This window comes from Neobacillus kokaensis (assembly GCF_014656545.1).
Classification (GTDB): Bacteria; Bacillota; Bacilli; order Bacillales; family Cytobacillaceae; genus Neobacillus; species Neobacillus kokaensis.
In genome coordinates, this window is sequence record NZ_BNDS01000006.1 from 146,386 (window position 1) to 164,994 (window position 18,609).

Annotated in this window: 22 protein-coding genes; 18 read left to right on the forward strand and 4 right to left on the reverse strand. The window is 38.0% G+C overall.

Features of this window, described 5'->3' with window-relative positions; all coding sequences use genetic code 11:
* Positions 1 to 337: 337 nt before the first annotated feature.
* The 3 genes from IE222_RS09155 to IE222_RS09165 are packed head-to-tail and all read left to right on the forward strand — an operon-like array spanning position 338 to position 2,353.
* The gene (locus tag IE222_RS09155; protein WP_191271971.1) at positions 338 to 1,033 is read left to right on the forward strand and encodes an anthrax toxin lethal factor-related metalloendopeptidase; all 696 of its coding nucleotides are present in this window, start codon (positions 338 to 340) and stop codon (positions 1,031 to 1,033) included.
* Between the two features lie 34 nt (positions 1,034 to 1,067).
* Positions 1,068 to 1,862, forward strand: coding sequence for a thymidylate synthase (locus IE222_RS09160; RefSeq protein ID WP_191271973.1), 795 nt, complete (start codon positions 1,068 to 1,070; stop codon positions 1,860 to 1,862).
* Entirely contained in the window at positions 1,859 to 2,353 is a 495-nt protein-coding gene (locus IE222_RS09165) for a dihydrofolate reductase (RefSeq protein ID WP_191271975.1), read from the forward strand. The genes IE222_RS09160 and IE222_RS09165 overlap by 4 nt, the downstream gene beginning before the upstream one ends.
* A gap of 60 nt (positions 2,354 to 2,413) precedes the next feature.
* On the opposite strand, the gene IE222_RS09170 is transcribed toward IE222_RS09165, so the two are convergent.
* Positions 2,414 to 2,653 (reverse strand): hypothetical protein, encoded by a 240-nt coding sequence (locus IE222_RS09170; protein WP_191271977.1) that lies wholly within the window; start codon positions 2,651 to 2,653, stop codon positions 2,414 to 2,416.
* Positions 2,654 to 2,958: 305 nt separating this feature from the next.
* Here IE222_RS09170 and tatA point away from each other — a divergent pair, with 305 nt between their 5' ends.
* The 8 genes from tatA to IE222_RS09210 all read left to right on the forward strand — a co-directional run bounded on the left by tatA (position 2,959) and on the right by IE222_RS09210 (position 8,852).
* Entirely contained in the window at positions 2,959 to 3,153 is a 195-nt protein-coding gene (tatA, locus tag IE222_RS09175; RefSeq protein ID WP_191271979.1) for a twin-arginine translocase TatA/TatE family subunit, read from the forward strand.
* Positions 3,154 to 3,286: 133 nt separating this feature from the next.
* On the forward strand, positions 3,287 to 4,027 hold the full coding sequence (gene tatC, locus IE222_RS09180) for a twin-arginine translocase subunit TatC (RefSeq protein WP_191271981.1): 741 nt from the start codon (positions 3,287 to 3,289) through the stop codon (positions 4,025 to 4,027).
* Positions 4,028 to 4,343: 316 nt separating this feature from the next.
* A complete protein-coding gene (tapA, locus tag IE222_RS09185) occupies positions 4,344 to 4,895 on the forward strand; it encodes an amyloid fiber anchoring/assembly protein TapA (RefSeq protein WP_223282635.1) in 552 nt (183 codons plus the stop codon).
* Positions 4,896 to 4,930: 35 nt separating this feature from the next.
* Positions 4,931 to 5,500, forward strand: coding sequence for a signal peptidase I SipW (sipW, locus tag IE222_RS09190; RefSeq protein ID WP_191271983.1), 570 nt, complete (start codon positions 4,931 to 4,933; stop codon positions 5,498 to 5,500).
* A gap of 89 nt (positions 5,501 to 5,589) precedes the next feature.
* Positions 5,590 to 6,132: a TasA family protein gene (locus IE222_RS09195; protein ID WP_191271985.1), complete on the forward strand. Its 543-nt coding sequence runs from the start codon at positions 5,590 to 5,592 to the stop codon at positions 6,130 to 6,132.
* A 63-nt stretch (positions 6,133 to 6,195) separates the two neighbouring features.
* Positions 6,196 to 6,912, forward strand: a complete 717-nt coding sequence (locus tag IE222_RS09200) for a SipW-dependent-type signal peptide-containing protein (protein WP_191271987.1) — start codon at positions 6,196 to 6,198, stop codon at positions 6,910 to 6,912.
* Positions 6,913 to 6,971: 59 nt separating this feature from the next.
* Positions 6,972 to 7,832 carry a COG1361 family protein gene (locus IE222_RS09205; protein ID WP_191271989.1) on the forward strand — a complete coding sequence of 287 codons (861 nt, stop codon included), beginning with the start codon at positions 6,972 to 6,974 and terminating at the stop codon, positions 7,830 to 7,832.
* Positions 7,833 to 8,009: 177 nt separating this feature from the next.
* Positions 8,010 to 8,852: a DegV family protein gene (locus tag IE222_RS09210; protein WP_191271991.1), complete on the forward strand. Its 843-nt coding sequence runs from the start codon at positions 8,010 to 8,012 to the stop codon at positions 8,850 to 8,852.
* A gap of 39 nt (positions 8,853 to 8,891) precedes the next feature.
* Here IE222_RS09210 and IE222_RS09215 read toward each other — a convergent pair whose 3' ends face one another.
* The gene (locus IE222_RS09215; protein WP_191271993.1) at positions 8,892 to 9,782 is read right to left on the reverse strand and encodes an MBL fold metallo-hydrolase; all 891 of its coding nucleotides are present in this window, start codon (positions 9,780 to 9,782) and stop codon (positions 8,892 to 8,894) included.
* A 220-nt stretch (positions 9,783 to 10,002) separates the two neighbouring features.
* Between IE222_RS09215 and IE222_RS09220 the strand changes: the two genes are divergently transcribed.
* From IE222_RS09220 to IE222_RS09235, 4 genes are all read left to right on the forward strand, one after another.
* The gene (locus tag IE222_RS09220; RefSeq protein WP_191271995.1) at positions 10,003 to 11,628 is read left to right on the forward strand and encodes a sensor histidine kinase; all 1,626 of its coding nucleotides are present in this window, start codon (positions 10,003 to 10,005) and stop codon (positions 11,626 to 11,628) included.
* Positions 11,629 to 11,714: 86 nt separating this feature from the next.
* A complete protein-coding gene (locus tag IE222_RS09225) occupies positions 11,715 to 12,293 on the forward strand; it encodes an SCO family protein (protein ID WP_191271997.1) in 579 nt (192 codons plus the stop codon).
* Between the two features lie 267 nt (positions 12,294 to 12,560).
* Positions 12,561 to 13,385 (forward strand): SGNH/GDSL hydrolase family protein, encoded by an 825-nt coding sequence (locus IE222_RS09230; protein WP_191271999.1) that lies wholly within the window; start codon positions 12,561 to 12,563, stop codon positions 13,383 to 13,385.
* Positions 13,386 to 13,392: 7 nt separating this feature from the next.
* Complete coding sequence (locus IE222_RS09235) at positions 13,393 to 13,971, forward strand: YpmS family protein (protein ID WP_191272001.1); 579 nt, start codon at positions 13,393 to 13,395, stop codon at positions 13,969 to 13,971.
* A gap of 65 nt (positions 13,972 to 14,036) precedes the next feature.
* Here IE222_RS09235 and IE222_RS09240 read toward each other — a convergent pair whose 3' ends face one another.
* Complete coding sequence (locus tag IE222_RS09240) at positions 14,037 to 14,789, reverse strand: DUF4397 domain-containing protein (protein ID WP_191272003.1); 753 nt, start codon at positions 14,787 to 14,789, stop codon at positions 14,037 to 14,039.
* Positions 14,790 to 15,121: 332 nt separating this feature from the next.
* Between IE222_RS09240 and rsgA the strand changes: the two genes are divergently transcribed.
* Together rsgA and IE222_RS09250 are read left to right on the forward strand one after the other, a co-directional pair.
* Positions 15,122 to 16,180, forward strand: coding sequence for a ribosome small subunit-dependent GTPase A (gene rsgA, locus IE222_RS09245; RefSeq protein ID WP_191272005.1), 1,059 nt, complete (start codon positions 15,122 to 15,124; stop codon positions 16,178 to 16,180).
* Between the two features lie 104 nt (positions 16,181 to 16,284).
* Positions 16,285 to 17,646 carry a TrkH family potassium uptake protein gene (locus IE222_RS09250; protein ID WP_191272007.1) on the forward strand — a complete coding sequence of 454 codons (1,362 nt, stop codon included), beginning with the start codon at positions 16,285 to 16,287 and terminating at the stop codon, positions 17,644 to 17,646.
* A gap of 47 nt (positions 17,647 to 17,693) precedes the next feature.
* On the opposite strand, the gene IE222_RS26895 is transcribed toward IE222_RS09250, so the two are convergent.
* A complete protein-coding gene (locus IE222_RS26895) occupies positions 17,694 to 17,867 on the reverse strand; it encodes a YjcZ family sporulation protein (protein WP_370465025.1) in 174 nt (57 codons plus the stop codon).
* Between the two features lie 123 nt (positions 17,868 to 17,990).
* Between IE222_RS26895 and IE222_RS09260 the strand changes: the two genes are divergently transcribed.
* A complete protein-coding gene (locus tag IE222_RS09260; protein ID WP_191272009.1) occupies positions 17,991 to 18,587 on the forward strand; it encodes a DUF502 domain-containing protein in 597 nt (198 codons plus the stop codon).
* Positions 18,588 to 18,609 lie beyond the last annotated feature (22 nt).

Sequence of the window (18,609 nt, forward strand, 5' to 3'; positions counted from 1 at the left end):
TTACCGCTAATTAAAATGCCTTTTCCGCTAATTAAAATGCCTCTACCGCTAATTGGAGATGGCTTTACGTTAATAGAATTGCCTTGTGCTAATAAAGAGTTGATCTGCGCTAATTAAGTTGCCATCTCCGCTAATTGGAGGTAGGTTCCTGCTAATAGAAAACCCTGCCACTAATATAAAGGCATTCTATGAGGACAAACCAAGGCAGTATTAGGGAAAAATGTCCAATAGACATTACCCAACTAATCCCTTGTTTACCTAATAAATTTACGCGCTGCTCCAATCTATCATGATATAATTCTAGTAGGATTATTTCATAGAGATTGGGGGATTTAGCATGCGTAAATGGTTTATTACTTTCGTAGTCACCAGCTTGTTCTTATTATCCATGACGACTTCACAAGCATCCACTGATGGAAGAAAGCTTGAGGATTTTCCTATACAATCCCAGTTCTATCAATCTCTTAAAAATAAATCTTCCCAATTAAAGGACATTATCGTTTTACCGAAACAAACATTTGATCAGCAGGAAGCAGCTAAGATGATCAATCGAATCGGTGTATTACCGACTTCGCTTTTAAACAAAATTGATCATCAAGGAATTACTCTGAAGCTTTTTACCGGAAAACTGACCGATAATCCAACCGCACAGCAGCTAGCGGGAAAAATTCCAAGAGGCTATAAATCGAAAATCACCTGGGACGACGTACCTGGCATCGGCGGCGGCAAGGTTGTACTTGTGAAAATCGGCTATAGTGACAAAGGAAAAGGCCACGGTTCAGTCAATTTAGAATTACACGAACTGGCCCATTCCATTGACAAACACGTCTATAATAACATTAGTCAAACAGAGGAATTTAAACAGATAATGGAACAGGAACATGACAAATTGTTTCCAGAAAACAGCTATTTTCTTTATCCAGAAGAATTTTTTGCTGAATCGTTTGCCATGTTTTATTTAAATAAGGATACGAATCAACAATTAAGAGAAAAGGCGCCCAAAACATTTGAAATTATCAAGGGGCTCAAATAAAATTAAAAGATATGGAATTAGAGGAGTGTAAAACTTGAAACAATATTTAGATCTATGTAAGCATGTCCTGGAGACAGGAACGGTGAAGGGTGATCGAACAGGTACCGGAACAATCAGCACCTTTGGGTACCAAATGCGATTTAACCTCGAGGAAGGCTTCCCGCTGTTAACAACGAAAAAACTTCATTTGAAATCAATTATTTATGAGCTGTTATGGTTTTTACAAGGGGATACGAATGTCCGCTATTTACAGGAGCATGGAGTCCGCATTTGGAACGAATGGGCAGACGAAAACGGTGAGCTCGGCCCAGTGTATGGTCACCAATGGCGTTCTTGGACCGGGGCGGACGGTAAAACGGTGGATCAAATCAGCGAATTAATTGAGCAAATTATAACCAACCCAAATTCCCGTAGATTGCTGGTGAATGCTTGGAATGTCGCAGACATTGATCAAATGGCCCTGCCTCCTTGCCACTGTATGTTCCAATTCTATGTAGCTGATGGCAAGCTGTCCTGTCAGCTATACCAGCGTTCTGCTGATGTGTTCCTTGGAGTGCCGTTTAATATAGCATCCTATGCGCTGTTAACGATGATGATTGCTCATGTCACGGGCCTAAAGCCAGGTGAATTTATTCATACCTTTGGAGATACCCATATTTATCAAAATCATTTGGAGCAGGTTAAGCTGCAGCTAACAAGAGAGCCGCGCCCGCTGCCAACTCTTAAAATAAATCCCGACGTTAAAGATATTTTTTCATTCCAATACGAGGATTTTGTGCTAGAAAATTATGATCCACATCCACATATTAAAGGAGTGGTCAGTGTATGATTTCCTTTATAGTTGCTATGGATGAAAACCGGGTGATTGGGAGAAATAATCAATTGCCGTGGCACCTGCCCGAGGACTTGAAGTTTTTTAAAAGGACGACAATGGGGCGCCCAATCGCGATGGGACGGAAAACACATGAATCAATCGGCCGGCCGCTTCCAGGGCGGGAAAACTTGATTATAACCCGTCAAAAGGGGTATCAGGCTGAAGGCTGCAGAGTGTTTGACACAATGGATGATTTTATTTCGTACTGCCGCGAGCAGGATGAGGAGATTTTTGTGATTGGCGGGGCTGAAATTTTTAAAGAAACCTTCGCTTATGTGGACAGGCTGTACATTACTTTGATTCATCATCAATTCGAGGGCGATACATTTTTTCCAGAATTTGATTATCATGAATGGAAGCTCGTCTCATCCGAACCAGGAATTAAAGATGAAAAAAATCCTTATGTTTATGAATTTCAAACTTACGAACGGAAAGTAAGGGAATGATCTAAAACAAAAATAAGCATCAGCCAAGGCTGGTGCTTTTTCTTTACAGTAATTGGATGTTTAGAATTGTAATCCATTAATTTCGTATTCGGCCAATTTAGCCAGCATACCGCGGAATTCGTGTGGATGGCAAAATTCCTCCTCGCGGAAATGTGCTTTCACCCAGGCAATCAGTTCTTTTGGGCTATTAAAATATTCGCCGGTTCGGTCGCTTTTTCGAATGGTGTATCTTCCATTATCGTCATCGATCGTTACTTCCACTGGCAGAGCTCCATCAAAACTGCATAGTGAAAATTCCATCCAACTCACTTCCTATCTAAAATGAATTTTTATTAGTAAATATTACTAATATTTCAATTATATGCGAAATGATGTTCATTGTCAAAATATTTTAAAAATTATGTTAAAAAATTCTGCGTTGACTTTAAAATAGGTTATTGTTAAATTGACTATAGAGCTTTATAGGGGAGAATCCCAATTATCACAATTACGTTTTTATTGATTTTGTGAAATTACTATGAATTATTTTGAAAAATTAACCCAAACTAAATTTTCAATATTATAATCGTAGTAGTAATACTAACAACTAATGAGGAGGTATTTCCATGTTTTCAAATATCGGAGTACCGGGATTAATTTTGATTTTAGTGCTTGCTCTCATCATTTTTGGACCAAAAAAACTGCCTGAAATTGGCCGGGCATTCGGGCAAACATTAAAGGAATTTAAAAAATCAACACGAGAGCTTACTGAAGATGTAATGGAAGACATTAAAGACGAAAAAGAAAAATTGACTAAATAAGGTGTGAGATAATGCGTCTTGCACCTTTTTCTTCTCGAATATAAACTATATTTTGTGTGATAAAGTGATGTAGAGAAATCTGCAGGTCGCATTCACGCTAATTTTCAACCTTCGAAATTGGCAGGGGAAGTAAATGGAAGATAAAGAACTACAGCTTGTTGATCATTTAGAGGAATTACGTAAACGAATTATCATTGTGGCGCTCGCCTTTATAGTTTTCTTTATTCTAGGATTTATCTATGTGGATGACATCTATAAATGGTTTGTTCGAGACCTGGACGTGAAATTAATGGTCCTTGGGCCGAGTGATATAATTTGGATTTATTTTATGCTGGCAACAGTCGTAGCGATCGCCGGAACCATTCCTGTATTAGCGCTGCAAATCTGGCTGTTTGTAAAGCCTGCATTAAAACCGGATGAACAAAGGCTAACCCTGTCCTATATTCCAGCATTGTTTTTATTATTTATTATGGGACTGGCTTTCGGCTATTTTGTTATTTTCCCAATGGTGCTGAAATTCTTAGTAAACATTGGCGCAGGCATGTTTGTCACAAACTTTACCGCTGACAGATATTTTAGCTTTATTATGAATATGACGCTTCCATTCGGTGTATTGTTCGAACTGCCGGTTGTCGTCATGTTCTTGACTTCACTAGGCATTATTAATCCTTTCGTATTAGCAAAGATCCGTAAATATGCTTACTTTGTACTTATCATTATCGCTGTCGTCATCACACCGCCAGACTTCATGTCTGACTTCGTTGTGACATTGCCATTATTGCTGCTGTATGAAGTCAGCATCAACCTATCAAAATTTGTTTACCGGAAAAAATTAAAGAAACAGCAGGAAGAAGAAATCATTGAAGCAACTTAGCTTTAGTAAACAGCCCTCATTCTTTTGGGAGAATGGGGGCTGTTTTTTTGAGTTGTTGTTAATAATAAAGAACATTAATTTCTTAATAAAGAATGAAAAAGTAAGGATACGAAAGAAAACAGGAGAAAACATTACAAAAATGTTCTTTATTAAGAAAATATGCCTATTTTTGAGGTTTTTCATGTGTATTAGGATGTTTTATAATCGGATTGTAGGTTCTTAAAAAAGAACAAAACCCAAAAACCATGCAAATGAACTAGGGCTTTAGAATGATGATGATATATCCATTTGGATGGATTTTTAGGGAGGGATCACTATCAGATTTACTAGGGTTCGAAGATTTAGGAAAAGAAATAAACATCTTTGGATTGTATGGAATATTGGCTTAGTTTGGTATTTATTTATGTTTTCATCAATAAATCTACCTTTTACATCTACCAATGCGGTATTTGTCAGCCAAGCAAAAAATAAATCCACCTTCCAAGCCAGAACTTGGTATGATAACAGCCTTTTGGAATTTACCAATAATGTGGGCGGGGATTGTAAAGAAATCTTTGCTGATATAAAGAACGTGGGCTCAGGAGATATGGGTATCACCTCAACCTATTCTGTTTACTATAGCGAAACAGGGAACCCTGTAGGTCCAAAAGGTGAAACTGGTGAACTTGTATTTTCGAAAGGCGAAATTCCAAAAATAAAAGCTAAGGGTTCAATAAAACTTACATACACTCCTAAAAAACAGGGATTCTACATGTTTGTCACCTTCCAGCATCCTGATAAACCTATTGGAAGTGGAGATATAGTAATTGAAAAAAAAGCAGCAGCTGTAAGCAATAAGATCAATGTGAATAACTGCTCGAAGCAGTAAAAATGGATAAACATTTAAAACAGGGTGGGGAAAGAATGAATTCATTAAAAAAATGGGCTAGTAGAATTACTTCACTACTAATATATGGCTTTTTACTTTGTATGATTGTACTGGTAGTTTCAGCCAAAATATCTGGGGGAACTCCCAAGGTCTTTGGGTATGAATTAATGTCTGTTCTTTCAGGATCAATGGAACCAAGTATTAAAACAGGATCCATTATTGCAGTAAAACCAATTTCAAACGTTTCACAGTTAAAGAAGGGTGATGTCATCACTTTTAAGGCTGCGGATAGTCCTGATACATTGATTACTCATAGAATTATTGAAGTTCAAAAGGTAAAAGACTCTCTCCAATTTGTAACAAAGGGGGATAACAACGATTCAAAAGACTCAAGTGCTGTTACCTCCGACCGAGTTGTAGCAAAGTATTCCGGCTTCACCATTCCATTTCTTGGCCAATTATTTGAATTTATGCAATCAAAAACAGGAGCTATCTGGCTAATGATTGTTCCTGGAGTATTGCTGATTTTATATTCTATTGTAAATATATGGATAACTATTTCTCGATTTGAGAAGGAAAAGGAAAACCAAAAAGTAGCATCTTAATTATCCAGTTTGATTCTCCTAATCATAGGAGTTCAAAATAAATAAACTACCCTTACATAAAATTGGGGAAAATCAAGGAGGAGAAAAGAATGAGTATTAAAAAGAAAATTGGGGGAGCACTTCTAGGAACAGCACTTGGTGCAGCATTAGTCGGTGGGGGAACATTTGCTTTATTCACAAGTTCTGCTACAAATGAAGGAAACACAGCAACGACAGGTACTATGACAATTTCTGATATTACTGGTGGGGATGGAAAAGCAGCATTTACTGTTACAAATATGGCCCCTGGGGATAGTGGGAAAGGAACAGTAACAATTAAAAATAACGGTACATTAGATGCGTGGGTAGCAATTGAATCAGCTACAGATACGGGGGATTTAGCTCCAGCACTTAATGTTACAGCTAATTCAGCTCCTGTTTTAATTCCAGCAAAAGGAACAACAACCTTTGATGTAAACTATGATTTACCAAAGTCAACAGGTAATGCATTTCAGGGAAAATCTGCACAACTTGATGTAGTCTTTAAGGCAGTTCAAGCTAAAAACAATTTAAATGATCCAAATGGTGACGGTGATACATCAGATGCAAACGGTCCAATTTCATGGAATGAGAATGCATCAGTTACACCATAAGATGAATGAGGTGGTGGTAATTCTTACCATCACCTTTTTTGATAGAAGGGAGGTATCACCTTGTTGAACAAAAATAAATTAATGATGTACACATTAACAGGGGTTCTAGGCATCGGGTTATCAATTGGTGGGGCAACGTTCGCTCTTTTCACAAGTAGTGCAACAAATGAAGGTAATTCAGTTACTACCGGAACTATAATTTTAAAAGCCAAAAGAGATCATGGCGATTATGTGCCAGGGCCTATGTTTTATACTGATTATTTAGACCCTGCAGGCAAACACCCATATGATGTCAAAGATGTAAACCCTAGTGGAGAGGCCATCGGCGGTTGGGCACCAGGTGATAAAATTCAACGTACAATGATTTTAACTAATGAAGGAAGCTTAGATGCAAAAATTACAGGTCTTAAGGCATCATTCCGTACTACCTATTCACAAAATGTACCGGTAATCGGAGAAAGGGCCATTTCGGGAGGGCTTACATCCGGGGATATTTATGATGAGTTTATATCAAAAGCAAATGTTAAAGTGTCCATACCAGATGAGGGCATCCTTTTATATGATGGACCTTTAAGTGGACTTATATCTACCGATACAGATAAATATACAAACCTACTAAATAATCCTGTTTTAATGGGAACAGAGCCACCTTTTGAACCTGGACCATTAAATGTTACCTTTGAACTCTCATTAGATAAAACTGCCAGTAATAAATTACAGGGTCAAACCTTTATTTTTGACTTTGGTTTCTTTGCTGAACAAGTCAAATATAATGATTAAAATTTTGTAAAACTGAACCGCGGTTAAAAACCGCGGTTTAGGTATTGCGAGGGACTCTTATGAGAAACCATAAACTGCTTTTTTTCTCTATTATTATTTTTACTTTTATTCTAATAATATCTTTTGTACAGATAAGAGGTACAAAAGCTGATGAAACAGTATATAATGTTGATATTTCCACAACCCCTTCAGAAGGTTTTTTAATCGCTGATAATATGGCACCAGGCGATAAAAAGACCTCAATTTTAAAAGTAAGTAATAATGGCAATCTAGATTTTAATTACTCCGTAAGTTCCCGTCAGGAAACAGGGGATCTTGTTTTATATAATCGTATATTACTTAAAGTATCGGATGTTGAAGGCAATCTTTATGAAGGAACTTTAAATGATTTTCTTAATTTCGCATTAGGAACAATTGCCATTGGCGAAAGTGATACGTTGACATTTACGGCAGAGCTTCCGATTGAGACGGGAAATGAGCTGCAAGGGAAATCTACTAATATAGCCTTTGACTTCTCAGCGGTTGGCCATGAAGAGCAGATTCCGATAGGGGATCAATGCTATGAACCTCCATTTGTGAACCGAAATTTTACGCTGCATCAAAAATCAACGGTACCAATTAAGTTTCATCTGCGTAATGAGTATGGCAACTTAGAAAACGAACTTCTGCAAAATGTAAGGCTGGAGGTAACTGGTCCTTCAGGCGGAGCTGGCACTGTCAACTATGTTTTTACACCGAAAGACGGCACATTAGATTTTCAAAAAGTAAATCCGCCGCACTATCACGCTCGTTTTTCCACCTTTGATTATCCAGTTATGGATGATCAGTGGTATACAGCAACAGTATATGTTGATAACAAAGAGTATTGTGAAAAAACATTCCAAGTACTAAAAAGCGGGAACCGTTCCAATGCAGAATAATAGGATTCTAACCTAAAAGACCTTGAAATTGTTCAGGGTCTAATTTATTGCGGGGATTCTAAGGAAACAATATCATTTAGTAAATTCCCTCTCGTTTTCCTATCGTAAAAAAATAATCATTCCCATCCCCTGTCGAAACTTGTATAATCAAGGGAGTAACGGTAGGGATGTGAATTCATGAGCAAGGTGAAAATTGTAACCGATTCAACGATGGATGTGCCTGAAGAAATTGTTGAGAAACTTGGAATAGAAGTAGTACCTTTGGCGATTACGATAGATGGTGAAACGTTTTTTGACCGGGTAGAATTGGATCCCGTTGATTTTATAAAAAATATGAGCTCCTCAAAAGAACTGCCGAAAAGCTCGCAGCCTTCCGTCGGTGCTTTTCTTGAGGTATATGACCGGCTTGGTAAGGAAGGCTATGAAGTCTTATCCATTCATATGACAGGTAAAATGAGCGGTACTGTTCGTTCAGCGGAAAGTGCGGCCCAGATGACTGAAACAAAAGTGACGGTGATTGATTCCAAATTTATTTCCAAAGCGCTTTCATTTCAGGTGAAAGAAGCGGCACAAATGGCTAACGAGGGGAAAAGCGTGGAAGAAATCCTTGGACGGCTTAATCTAGTAAGAGAACATACTAAATTATATATTATGGTAGATACATTGGAGAATCTAGTAAAAGGCGGGCGAATCGGCAAAGGGAAGGCATTTATCGGCTCCCTCCTGAATATTAAACCGATTGCTTCACTCGAGGGTGCGGAATACACACCAGTTACGAAGGCGCGCAGCTATTCACAGGTGGTTAAGTTTATGACCAAGCAGTTTGCCGAAGACGTAAAGGGCAAAACAATTCGCGGTGTCGGGATTGCTCATGCTGAAGCCTATGAGCTTGCGGTAAAGATTAAGGAGAGCATTTACGAATTAACCGGATTTCAAGATGTGGAGATCGATTATACCAATCCGACTGTCAGTACCCATACTGGTGCTGGGGCACTTGCGTTGATGTATTATTATGATTAGATAATAAAAATAGGATGGAGCCAAACGAGGAGGCCCATCCTATTTTAATTTTACAAGCTCTCGAGATGATTCCGAAACAATGTAACCTAGCCTTACTAAATGCTTGCGAATCCCGCTCCGTTCCCATGTTTTTAACAGGGGATTTTCCAAGGTTCTTTTCGGATAGAAAATTCCGATTTCAGTAAGCTCTTCAAATGTAAGACCATTTCGGACATATTGGTCAATCATTTCATCGCGCTTGTCAATGATGGTGAGGAATTTTTCCATTGCTGCTTTAAATTCCTGCTTCTTGAAAACTCCTTTTTGGTGCCCGGTTATAAACGTATCAGCATCGAGGGTAAGGAGACGCTCCCCAGATGTAATAAAGTCGTCAATATTGCCATCTGTACCGTTATACCACGGACCAAACGTGGTCATGTCATAATCACCAACAAAAGCGATGCCTAAATCAGGAAAGTACGGACAGGAAAAGCCGCTTGTATGCCCCGGCGTATGTAAAAAAATCACTTTCACTTCCCCAAATCGGTACTCTGTTTCATAGTCATATGTTCCGGAAATTCCGCTAAGGTTTTCTATCAACTCAAGCGGCAGAGTCTTTTCCCATTTTTCAACACCATCGGCTCCCCATTCTTGATATATCGCATTGGCCCGGGCGACACCTTCCACTGTACGAGAAGTTTCAAATTCAATTGGATTGATCCATTTGGTTACGTCGGGAAACAGATGGTTATGAGTTGTATGATCCGGGTGATAATGAGTATTAATGATCAGTTCCATTCCTTTTTCCTGTTTAAGATCTAAAAGTGTCTTTGCCTCAGCGCCACTGTCAATTAATACCTTTTCACTGCCATCTAAGAATAAACTACGGGAGTAAGGCACCTTACTGTGATTCGGGCCTTCTAATATGAGAATTGGACCGATTCGTTCCAATACTATCACCTCCGATTTTCTCAATAATCGCATTTAATTTTTATTTTTCGACTGAATGCTCATTCATTATACCACGTATGAAATCATTTTATCATGTTAATTAACGTAATGCGCAGTGATATAAGAAAAAAGTAATGTTTTTCTATAAACCAAAAAGGATTATAAAGTCCTAGTGTCGAAATTTCATATATTATAGACTCGTTTTGAAAGGAACAAGAATATGGCCAATGACAAGGTGAAGGAACTGCCACTTTATCGAAAGGTACTATTATTTTCTTTTATGATTACATTTTTGGTAGTAGTTTCAACAGCTGGTATGGTTTTTTTCTTTCAATCTAACCAAATAGAGGAGCAGCTCATCGAACGGGCAAAAGATATTTCACTTGTTTGGAGTGATTCCATTCCTTCCAGTTTGGTTCAAGATGTAATGAAACAGCATGATGAAAACGCTCCGTCAGCGAGAAAACTAAATGAATTAGTGGCTGAACTATTGGGGAAAAACATCAAGTATTTTGATGGCTACATTGTAGTTGCAAAAAAAATGAACGGAAATGAGGTATCCTTTCTAACCTTGTCAAGAAAAAACGGAAAGGGCAGCTTGGGCAGCTACAGCCATTACTCTGCCGGGAGGGAGTTTCTGGCAGCCTATAACCGTTCTATTAAAGAAAAAGGATTAACAGCAAGCAGGATATACCAAGATAGCTATGGGAGTTGGGTAACCGTATTTGATCCCGTTTTTGATGACCAAGGCAAACTGGTTGCTGTGTTTGTCGTAAATGTTGACGCAACCAAGGTTGAAAGCTATAAGAAAAAAATTGGAACCTATTTGCTCATTGCTTTAATTTTGATCACTGCTTTTGTTTACATTACGATGAAATGGGGTCTTAAACAGGTTTTTGAACCTGTTCAAGAAATTATCTCTGGAATCAATGCAGTTAGCGCCGGTAATTTTGCGATCAAGCTGCAAATTTCTAATGAATCGGATCTTGGGCAAATCGGGGAAAAATTTAACCAAATGACCAGTCAGTTATCGATTCTTTTCGACAGGCTTTCTGATACATATAAAGAGTTTGGCACTCACCCCGCAGATCTTGGTATAAGCCATCCATTTGAAGAAGCCATTGATGAAATGGAGAAGGTTATTGAAAAGACTAGGTTGCAAAAAGAATTACAGCGGGCTGAAAAAATGAATGCGATCGGGCAGCTGGCGGCATCAGTAGCCCATGAAATAAGAAACCCAATGACAGTCGTAAAAGGATTTTTGCAGCTTTTTTATGCAAAGGAACACTTAACGTCGGAGGAAAAGACATATATTCACTTAATGATTGGGGAAATAAACCGTGCCGAAATGATTATTAATGATTATTTATCACTTGCGAAGCCAAATCTAGAGGATATCACTAAAGTCGATGCTGGAAAATTAGCATCAAATGTGATGGACTTAATGAATACCTTTGCATTCATGTCAAAAAACATCAGCTTAGAAAAACAGATTGAAAGTGACATTTTTGTCAAAGGAAATGAGAGTGAATTAAAACAGGTCCTGATTAATATTGTTAAAAACGGTATTGAAGCGATGAGGAGCGGTGGTCTCCTGACGCTTCGAGTTTATAATACGGCACATTATGGAGTTTTTGAAATTATCGATACCGGAATTGGCATGTCGGCCGAGGAAATACAGCGCCTTGGAACAGCGTTTTACTCATTGAAGGAAAAAGGGACAGGAATGGGACTTATGGTCTGCTATCAGCTTGTCGATCGTTTGAAAGGAAAAGTTGAAGTAATTAGTGTAAAAGGGAAAGGGACAACATTTAAAATATCGATTCCTTTATGGTTGGATAGCTGATGCGCATCCATCCTTTTTCTTTCTTCTTTTGCTATTCTTTGATACACTATTCACGGATACATAAGAAGAAATTTGTAGGTGATAAAATGAAGATCAGATTAGCAGCAATATTTTTGACCGTAACGATGCTATTATTGTCAGCCTGCGGGAAAAAGGAGATTGAAAATGCTGTAGACTGGCCTGTGAAAGATTTTACAGCGACTACTCAAGCAAACAAGCCTTATGAATTGAAAGATTTAAAAGGAAAGGTTTGGATCTCAGATTTTATTTTTACAAGCTGCGCGGATGTCTGCCCGCCGATGACTTCGAATATGACCAAGTTGCAAAAAATGGTCAAAGATGAAGGCTTGGAAAATGTGCAATTTGTCTCTTTTAGTGTCGATCCGACAGTGGATTCGCCAGATGTATTAACCCGTTATGCCAAGCAATTTGGAGTTGACTTTACCAATTGGACCTTTTTAACAGGTTATTCTCAAGAGTTCATCGAAAAATTTGCAGCAAAAACGTTTAAAACTTTTGTAAAGAAACCTGAGGAAGGTAATCAAGTCATCCATCAAACGTATATTTATTTGGTTGATCAAGAAGGACATATAAAAAAATCCTATAACGGGTTTAAAGATGTTCCATTTGATGAAATTATTGGCGACATTAAAACATTACAATAGACCATTTAACGGGTCTATTTTTTTTGCCAAGAATAGGATATAGTACAGAATTGTTTTGAATGAAACTTTACGTGTTATAATAAAGTGAAACTTCAATTAATGGGGGTTTTTCTCATCCCCCAATGAATTGTTAGTTGAACCAATCGGGCTTTTACGGGCAGTTGTTCCTTTACGATTGACTTCTCTGAATAAGCAAAGCCTTGAAGTGAAGAAATTTTCTGCCCGTTAAAGCGGGATAAAGATAGTTTAGAAGGCAGGTGAATAATCATGAAAAAAATCTTCACCCCTCTTATTCTCTCAGTGTTAATGCTTGCCTCTTGCAGCGAAACGGATCAATTGGTGCTACATCCAGAAAAGAAGACAGCAGTTCAAGCTTTTGCGCCCATTCCTTCTGATTTTTCGCCACGAAACTTAACCGTGTTATCAGCAGGTGATTCCTTAACACAAGGCGTTGGTGACAGTACAGGCCAAGGCGGATATTTGCCTTATTTAGAAATGATGCTTGAAAAAGATAAAGGAATTAAAGAAGTCGATTTTTATAATTATGGTGTCAAAGGAAACCGAACGACACAGCTGTTAAAACGATTAAAATCCCCGGAATTAAAACCTGTGCTGGACAAAGCTGATTTAGTGATTCTGACGATCGGCGGCAATGATATAATGAAGGTCGTACGAGACCATTTCTCCAATTTGCAGCTTTCGGACTTTATTAAAGAAAAAGAAACGTATCGAGACCACCTAACACAAATTATCCAGACAATTGTTCAGGAAAACCCTAATGCTTCGATTGTGTTAGTAGGAATGTATAATCCCTTCACGAAATGGTTTTCTCATATTAAAGAAATGGATAAAATCGTATCGGAATGGAATAAAACAGGGCAGTCTGTCATAGTTAATTATCCTAACGCCTACTTTGTTGAAATTGACGATTTATTTTTAAACACAAATGAAAACCTCTTTTATACGGATCATTTCCACCCAAACGACAAAGGTTATCAGCTCATTGCCGAAAGACTGAATGAGGCTCTTGGTGAACAAGTCATTCCTGAACTAGAGAAGAAGACATTAATGGTAAGTACAGAGGAGAATTAAAATTTTTATGAAAAACAAATGGAAAATTGGATTCCTGGTGCTGCTGGGGATTAACCTTTTGTTCGCAATTATTATTTATTCGCTTATAACGAAATCATACGAAGATGTGGAGCAAAAGTTTGCCAAACGGCAGGCGGGGGAGCATGTATCGTTTCATGTAAAATCCAACAAGGATGATTTGAATAAACTGATCAATCATTATTTAGAGGAAGAAGCCGCTGATTCCCCGATTCATTATCGTGTGCTACTGGCAGATGAAGTGGAGTTATATGGAAAAATACCTGTTTTTAGTGAAGAATTAAATATGAAATTAACCTTTGAACCGAAGGCATTAAAAAACGGTGACTTGGTTCTAAGGCAAAAGTCGATGTCACTAGGAGACATGCCGCTGCCAATTTCGTATATATTAAGGTTTATCAGTGATAATTATAAGCTGCCTAATGGTGTTATTATCAGACCAAAGGACGAGCTAATTTATATTAACATGCAGCAATTAAAGCTGAAAAGTGATTTGAAAATTAAAGCAGATAGGTTTGATCTAAAAAACGATAACATTGCTTTCACCATTTTAGTACCAGTAAAATAAGTCGGTTGACTCATAGAGGTGCGTGACATCACAAAAAATTGCGGTGTCACGCACCTTGTGCTCTTTTAATCTTCCATACTAATAAACTGAAGTAACGGCTCACCTTTTGTTAATCCGATGAGTGCAATGGTGTAGCTTTTATTTGCGGTAAATTGCAGCTTTGGCATAGATAAGATTACTGTCTTGGTTCCGGTTTCCCTGGTTTCAAGGTCAACTGTCATCGGGGTTAATCCTAAATAGTCGGTTGCCTGCTTATAGGCTATCTTTTGAAAAATTACATCCCGGTTTTTTACGGCAATATCCAGTGCTGGTGTATCCGGCGATAAATGAATAAAGCGAAACTGTGCTTCATTTCTTGGAATCACCGGCTGGTTTTCGAACTGAAGCAAACGCATTTTCTTCATCGAATCAATCGTTGTCAGAGTGTACGATTTGCCTGGTTCTACGATGATTTTTTTATTTAAAACACTGTCCACCATATTACCTGAAGGATATATATCAACATGGTACTTGCCAGGATTTAAAGCAAGAGTGGTACTTACATTCTTAAATGGAAGATCACTTAAAACTCTTTTTCCATTTACATAAAAATCAATATTGGAAGAATCATAGGAGGTATGAAATACACGAATCTTTGCTTCCTCCGGGGTCAATTGAGGCTGGGTGCGAATCATCGTAATGGCTTTATTCATGTAATGCAAGTGCTTTAGGTAAAAATGCATATGATAGGTTGGATTAGTATATTTGTAAAATTGAGCTAATGAATCATACATCGCAGCCTTTTGCAGATAATCACCCTGATTTCTCGTATCGGACATACGACCAACTCCTAAAAAATCTGTTACAACATAAAGTATTCAAGTTTTCATACTAGGTGCCTATAGGAGTAATAATTTGGATATATTTCATTTTTTTGTTTACAAAGAGTCAAAAATTACATATACTATAAATTGTAAAATACATGAAAGCGGGTGATGTGCAATGTTTATTCAAACAACGAACGATAACTTTTATCTGAATATTGTTGGCACAGCCCATAACTTTAATTGTTAGTGATTTCATTTTTCTATGTTCCTTTTATGCAAATGAAACCATGGGCTGTGCATGCCTATGGTTTTTTAATTTATTTTTTAGCATGGAGGAATTTAGAATGAATTTATTTTCAATTGGATTAACTGAGATAATGAAAACAGAGTTTGACAACTTGATGACAGAGGAAAGTTTAATTTTTGGCAGAGTGGCTCTTGAACATAAACGGATGTACCGCGTTTGGACGGAACATCATGAATTGCTTTGTGAAGTATCGGGAAAATTCAGCTTTCAAGCATTCAGCAGAGAGGACTTTCCGGCAGTTGGTGACTGGGTAGCTTTAAAGCCTAGGATAGAAGAAGGAAAAGGTACCATTTTAAAGGTCTTGCCTAGGAAGAGTAAATTTTCAAGGAAGCAGGCGGGGAATACCGCAGAAGAGCAAATTGTCGCGGCTAATGTGGACACTGTTTTTCTTGTTAACTCTTTAAATGAGGATTTAAATGTCCGAAGAATCGAGCGGTATCTCTTGTTAGCATGGGAAAGCGGAGCAAATCCGGTAATTGTGCTAAGTAAAGCGGACCTTTGTTCAAATATTGAAGAGAAAAAGGCTGAAGTAGAATCCGTCTCATTCGGAGGTGTACCCATTATACCAATTAGCGCCGAGACAAATGAAGGTCTAGAAAAATTAGCACCATATTTACAGCCTGGTAAAACCATTGCCTTACTTGGCTCCTCAGGCGTTGGCAAATCTACCTTAACAAATCGATTATTAGGTGAAGAAAAACAATTGGTAAATGATATCAGAATGTCTGATGATAAGGGCAGGCACACAACTACTCACAGAGAGCTGGTGCTGCTGCCAAATGGCTGTATTTTGATTGATACACCGGGGATGCGGGAGCTCCAATTATGGAATAGCTCTGAAGGACTGTCGGAAACCTTTTCGGATATTGAACAGCTGGCTTCTCAATGTAAATTCAAAGATTGTTCTCACCGGAATGAACCTGGCTGTGCCGTCGAGACAGCGATTGAATCAGGCCTGCTAACAGCTGAACGACTTGTCAGTTATCATAAGCTCCAAAAAGAGCTTGCGTTTATTGAAAGAAAAGCTGATAAACGAGCTCAATCTGAAGAAAGAAAAAGGTGGAAAAAAGTTCATAAGCAAAGAAAGAGCTTTTAGGTAATAACGGACCGAATCAGTAAAAAATACTGGTTCGGTTGTTTTTTATATTTTTTCCTGTGGTATTATAGAATAACATTGATTAAATGATGAGGTAAGATTACATGAGTGCGATTCAAAAAATTCAATCGAAATCAAAAGAACTATCGGCATTTCAATTAATCGTTATTTTCTATCTTTCAGCTCTTGTTGTTTCTACACTTTTACTGAAAATACCGCTGGCGCTTCGTCCAAATGTAGAGTTGAGCTTTATTGATGCGATGTTTACCGCCGCAAGTGCTGTAAGTGTCACAGGGTTGAGTGTGGTGACCATTAAAGATACGTTTAATAATTTTGGGATTTTCTTGCTTTGTTTAATACTGCAATTAGGCGGACTCGGCGTCATGTCCCTTAGTACCTTTCTTTGGGTCATGATTGGTAAAAAGGTAGGATTAAAGGAACGGCAATTAATTATGATTGATCAAAATCAATCCAACCTTGCCGGGCTAGTACAGCTGGCAAAACGGATCTTTGTCATTTTTATATCGATTGAGATTCTTGGCGGCATTATTTTAGGGTTTTGCTTTCTTAATGAATACAACAGCGGCTATACTGCTTTTAAACATGGCTTTTTTGCGGCCATCAGTGCGGCAACTAACGCAGGATTCGATATAACAGGAGAGTCACTAATTCCGTTTAAAAATGACTACTTTGTTCAAACAATCGTTATGTTATTAATTGTTTTTGGAGCGATTGGTTTTCCAGTTATTGTCGAGGTTTATGAATTTATTGTTACATATAGGACGAAAAGAAGGTTTCATTTTACCTTATTTACGAAGCTGACCACTTCAACCTTTATTATCATTACGTTTTTAGGAGCCATTTTTATCTATCTGTTGGATAGCCATCACTTTTTTGCTACAACAAGCTGGTATGATTCGATATTTTATTCCTTATTTCATTCGGTCACATCAAAGAGTGCTGGACTTGCTACAACGGACATTAATGAATTTACGCCAAGTAATCAGCTTTTCATGGCGATCCTTATGTTCATTGGCGGCTCACCGAGCAGTGCCAGCGGCGGGATTCGAACGACAACCTTTGCAATTGTGATTCTGGCCATTATCTTTTATGCCCAAGGAAAAGGCTCCATTAAAATTTTTAAACGCGAACTGAACCATGATGATGTATTAAAGTCCTTTATTGTCATGAGTACAGGTGCCTTTTTGTGCTTAATTTCAATCCTTACCCTGTCTATTACCGAACAAGGAACGGTCATCCAAGTGATTTTTGAAGTTTCTTCCGCTTTTGGTACAAATGGTTTATCGCTGGGATTAACTCCGAACCTGTCGTTATTTGGAAAAATCTTAATTATTATCCTCATGTTTATCGGACGGGTTGGTATCGTAACCTGCCTGTTGATGCTAAGAGGAAAAGGCACCAGTGAAAAAATTCATTACCCTAAGGAAAAGGTAATTATTGGTTAGGTAAAAAATGGCTGACTCTTTTATTGAGTCAGCCTGTTTTTTTAAAATTAATAGGCCCAGCTAGCGCCAATGATGATTAACAGAATGAATAACACAACAATTAACGCAAAACCGCCAAAGCCAAATCCGAAACCGCCGCCATAGCCGCAGCCTCCCATTGCCGGATACCCGTAACCGCAGCATCCGTCCATTCCATATCCATATCCACCCATTCCATACATCTGCATTCACTCCTCTAAAGATTTGTGTCTTTTCTCTGCTACTTTATGTAGTAGGTGCTTGACCTGTATGTGTATTCGCCTATATTATTTAATGGACAATCTTAGAAAAAATAGGTGGAATGAATGAAAACAATTTTGAAAAGCTTTATTAACGGGATTTTAACGATTGTCCCGATTATCCTCGTTATTTATGTAATCTACAAAACTTTTATATTTTTAGACAGTTTACTCGGTAATTCTTTAAGACCTTACTTAAGGGAGGATTACATTCCAGGTATCGGCCTGCTTACAACGATTGTTTTGATTACCATTTTAGGATGGCTGTCGACAAAGTATATTACCGGAAAAATCATTAAAGTAATCGATCTTCTTCTTGAAAAAATCCCGATTGTTAAAACGATTTATTCCGTCATTAAAGATACGATTCAATCCTTTTTAGGGGATAAAAAGGCCTTTTCTAAAGTAGCCCTGGTCGTAATTCCAGGAACAGAAATGCGCAGTATCGGGTTTATTACTTCAGAGCAGCTAGAGGATTTCTACAGCCCTTTAAAGGCCCATGTTGCTGTCTATGTACCACAAACCTTTCAGGTTGCCGGTTTCACCTTCCTAGTTCCTAAGGAACAAGTAGAAATCATTGACGTTAAACCAGAGGATGCGATGAAGTTTGTCCTCTCAGGCGGCATGACTTCTATATCTAAACAGAAAGGGAAGAGCTCATAACAAAAAGCCGCTGTCAGCGGCT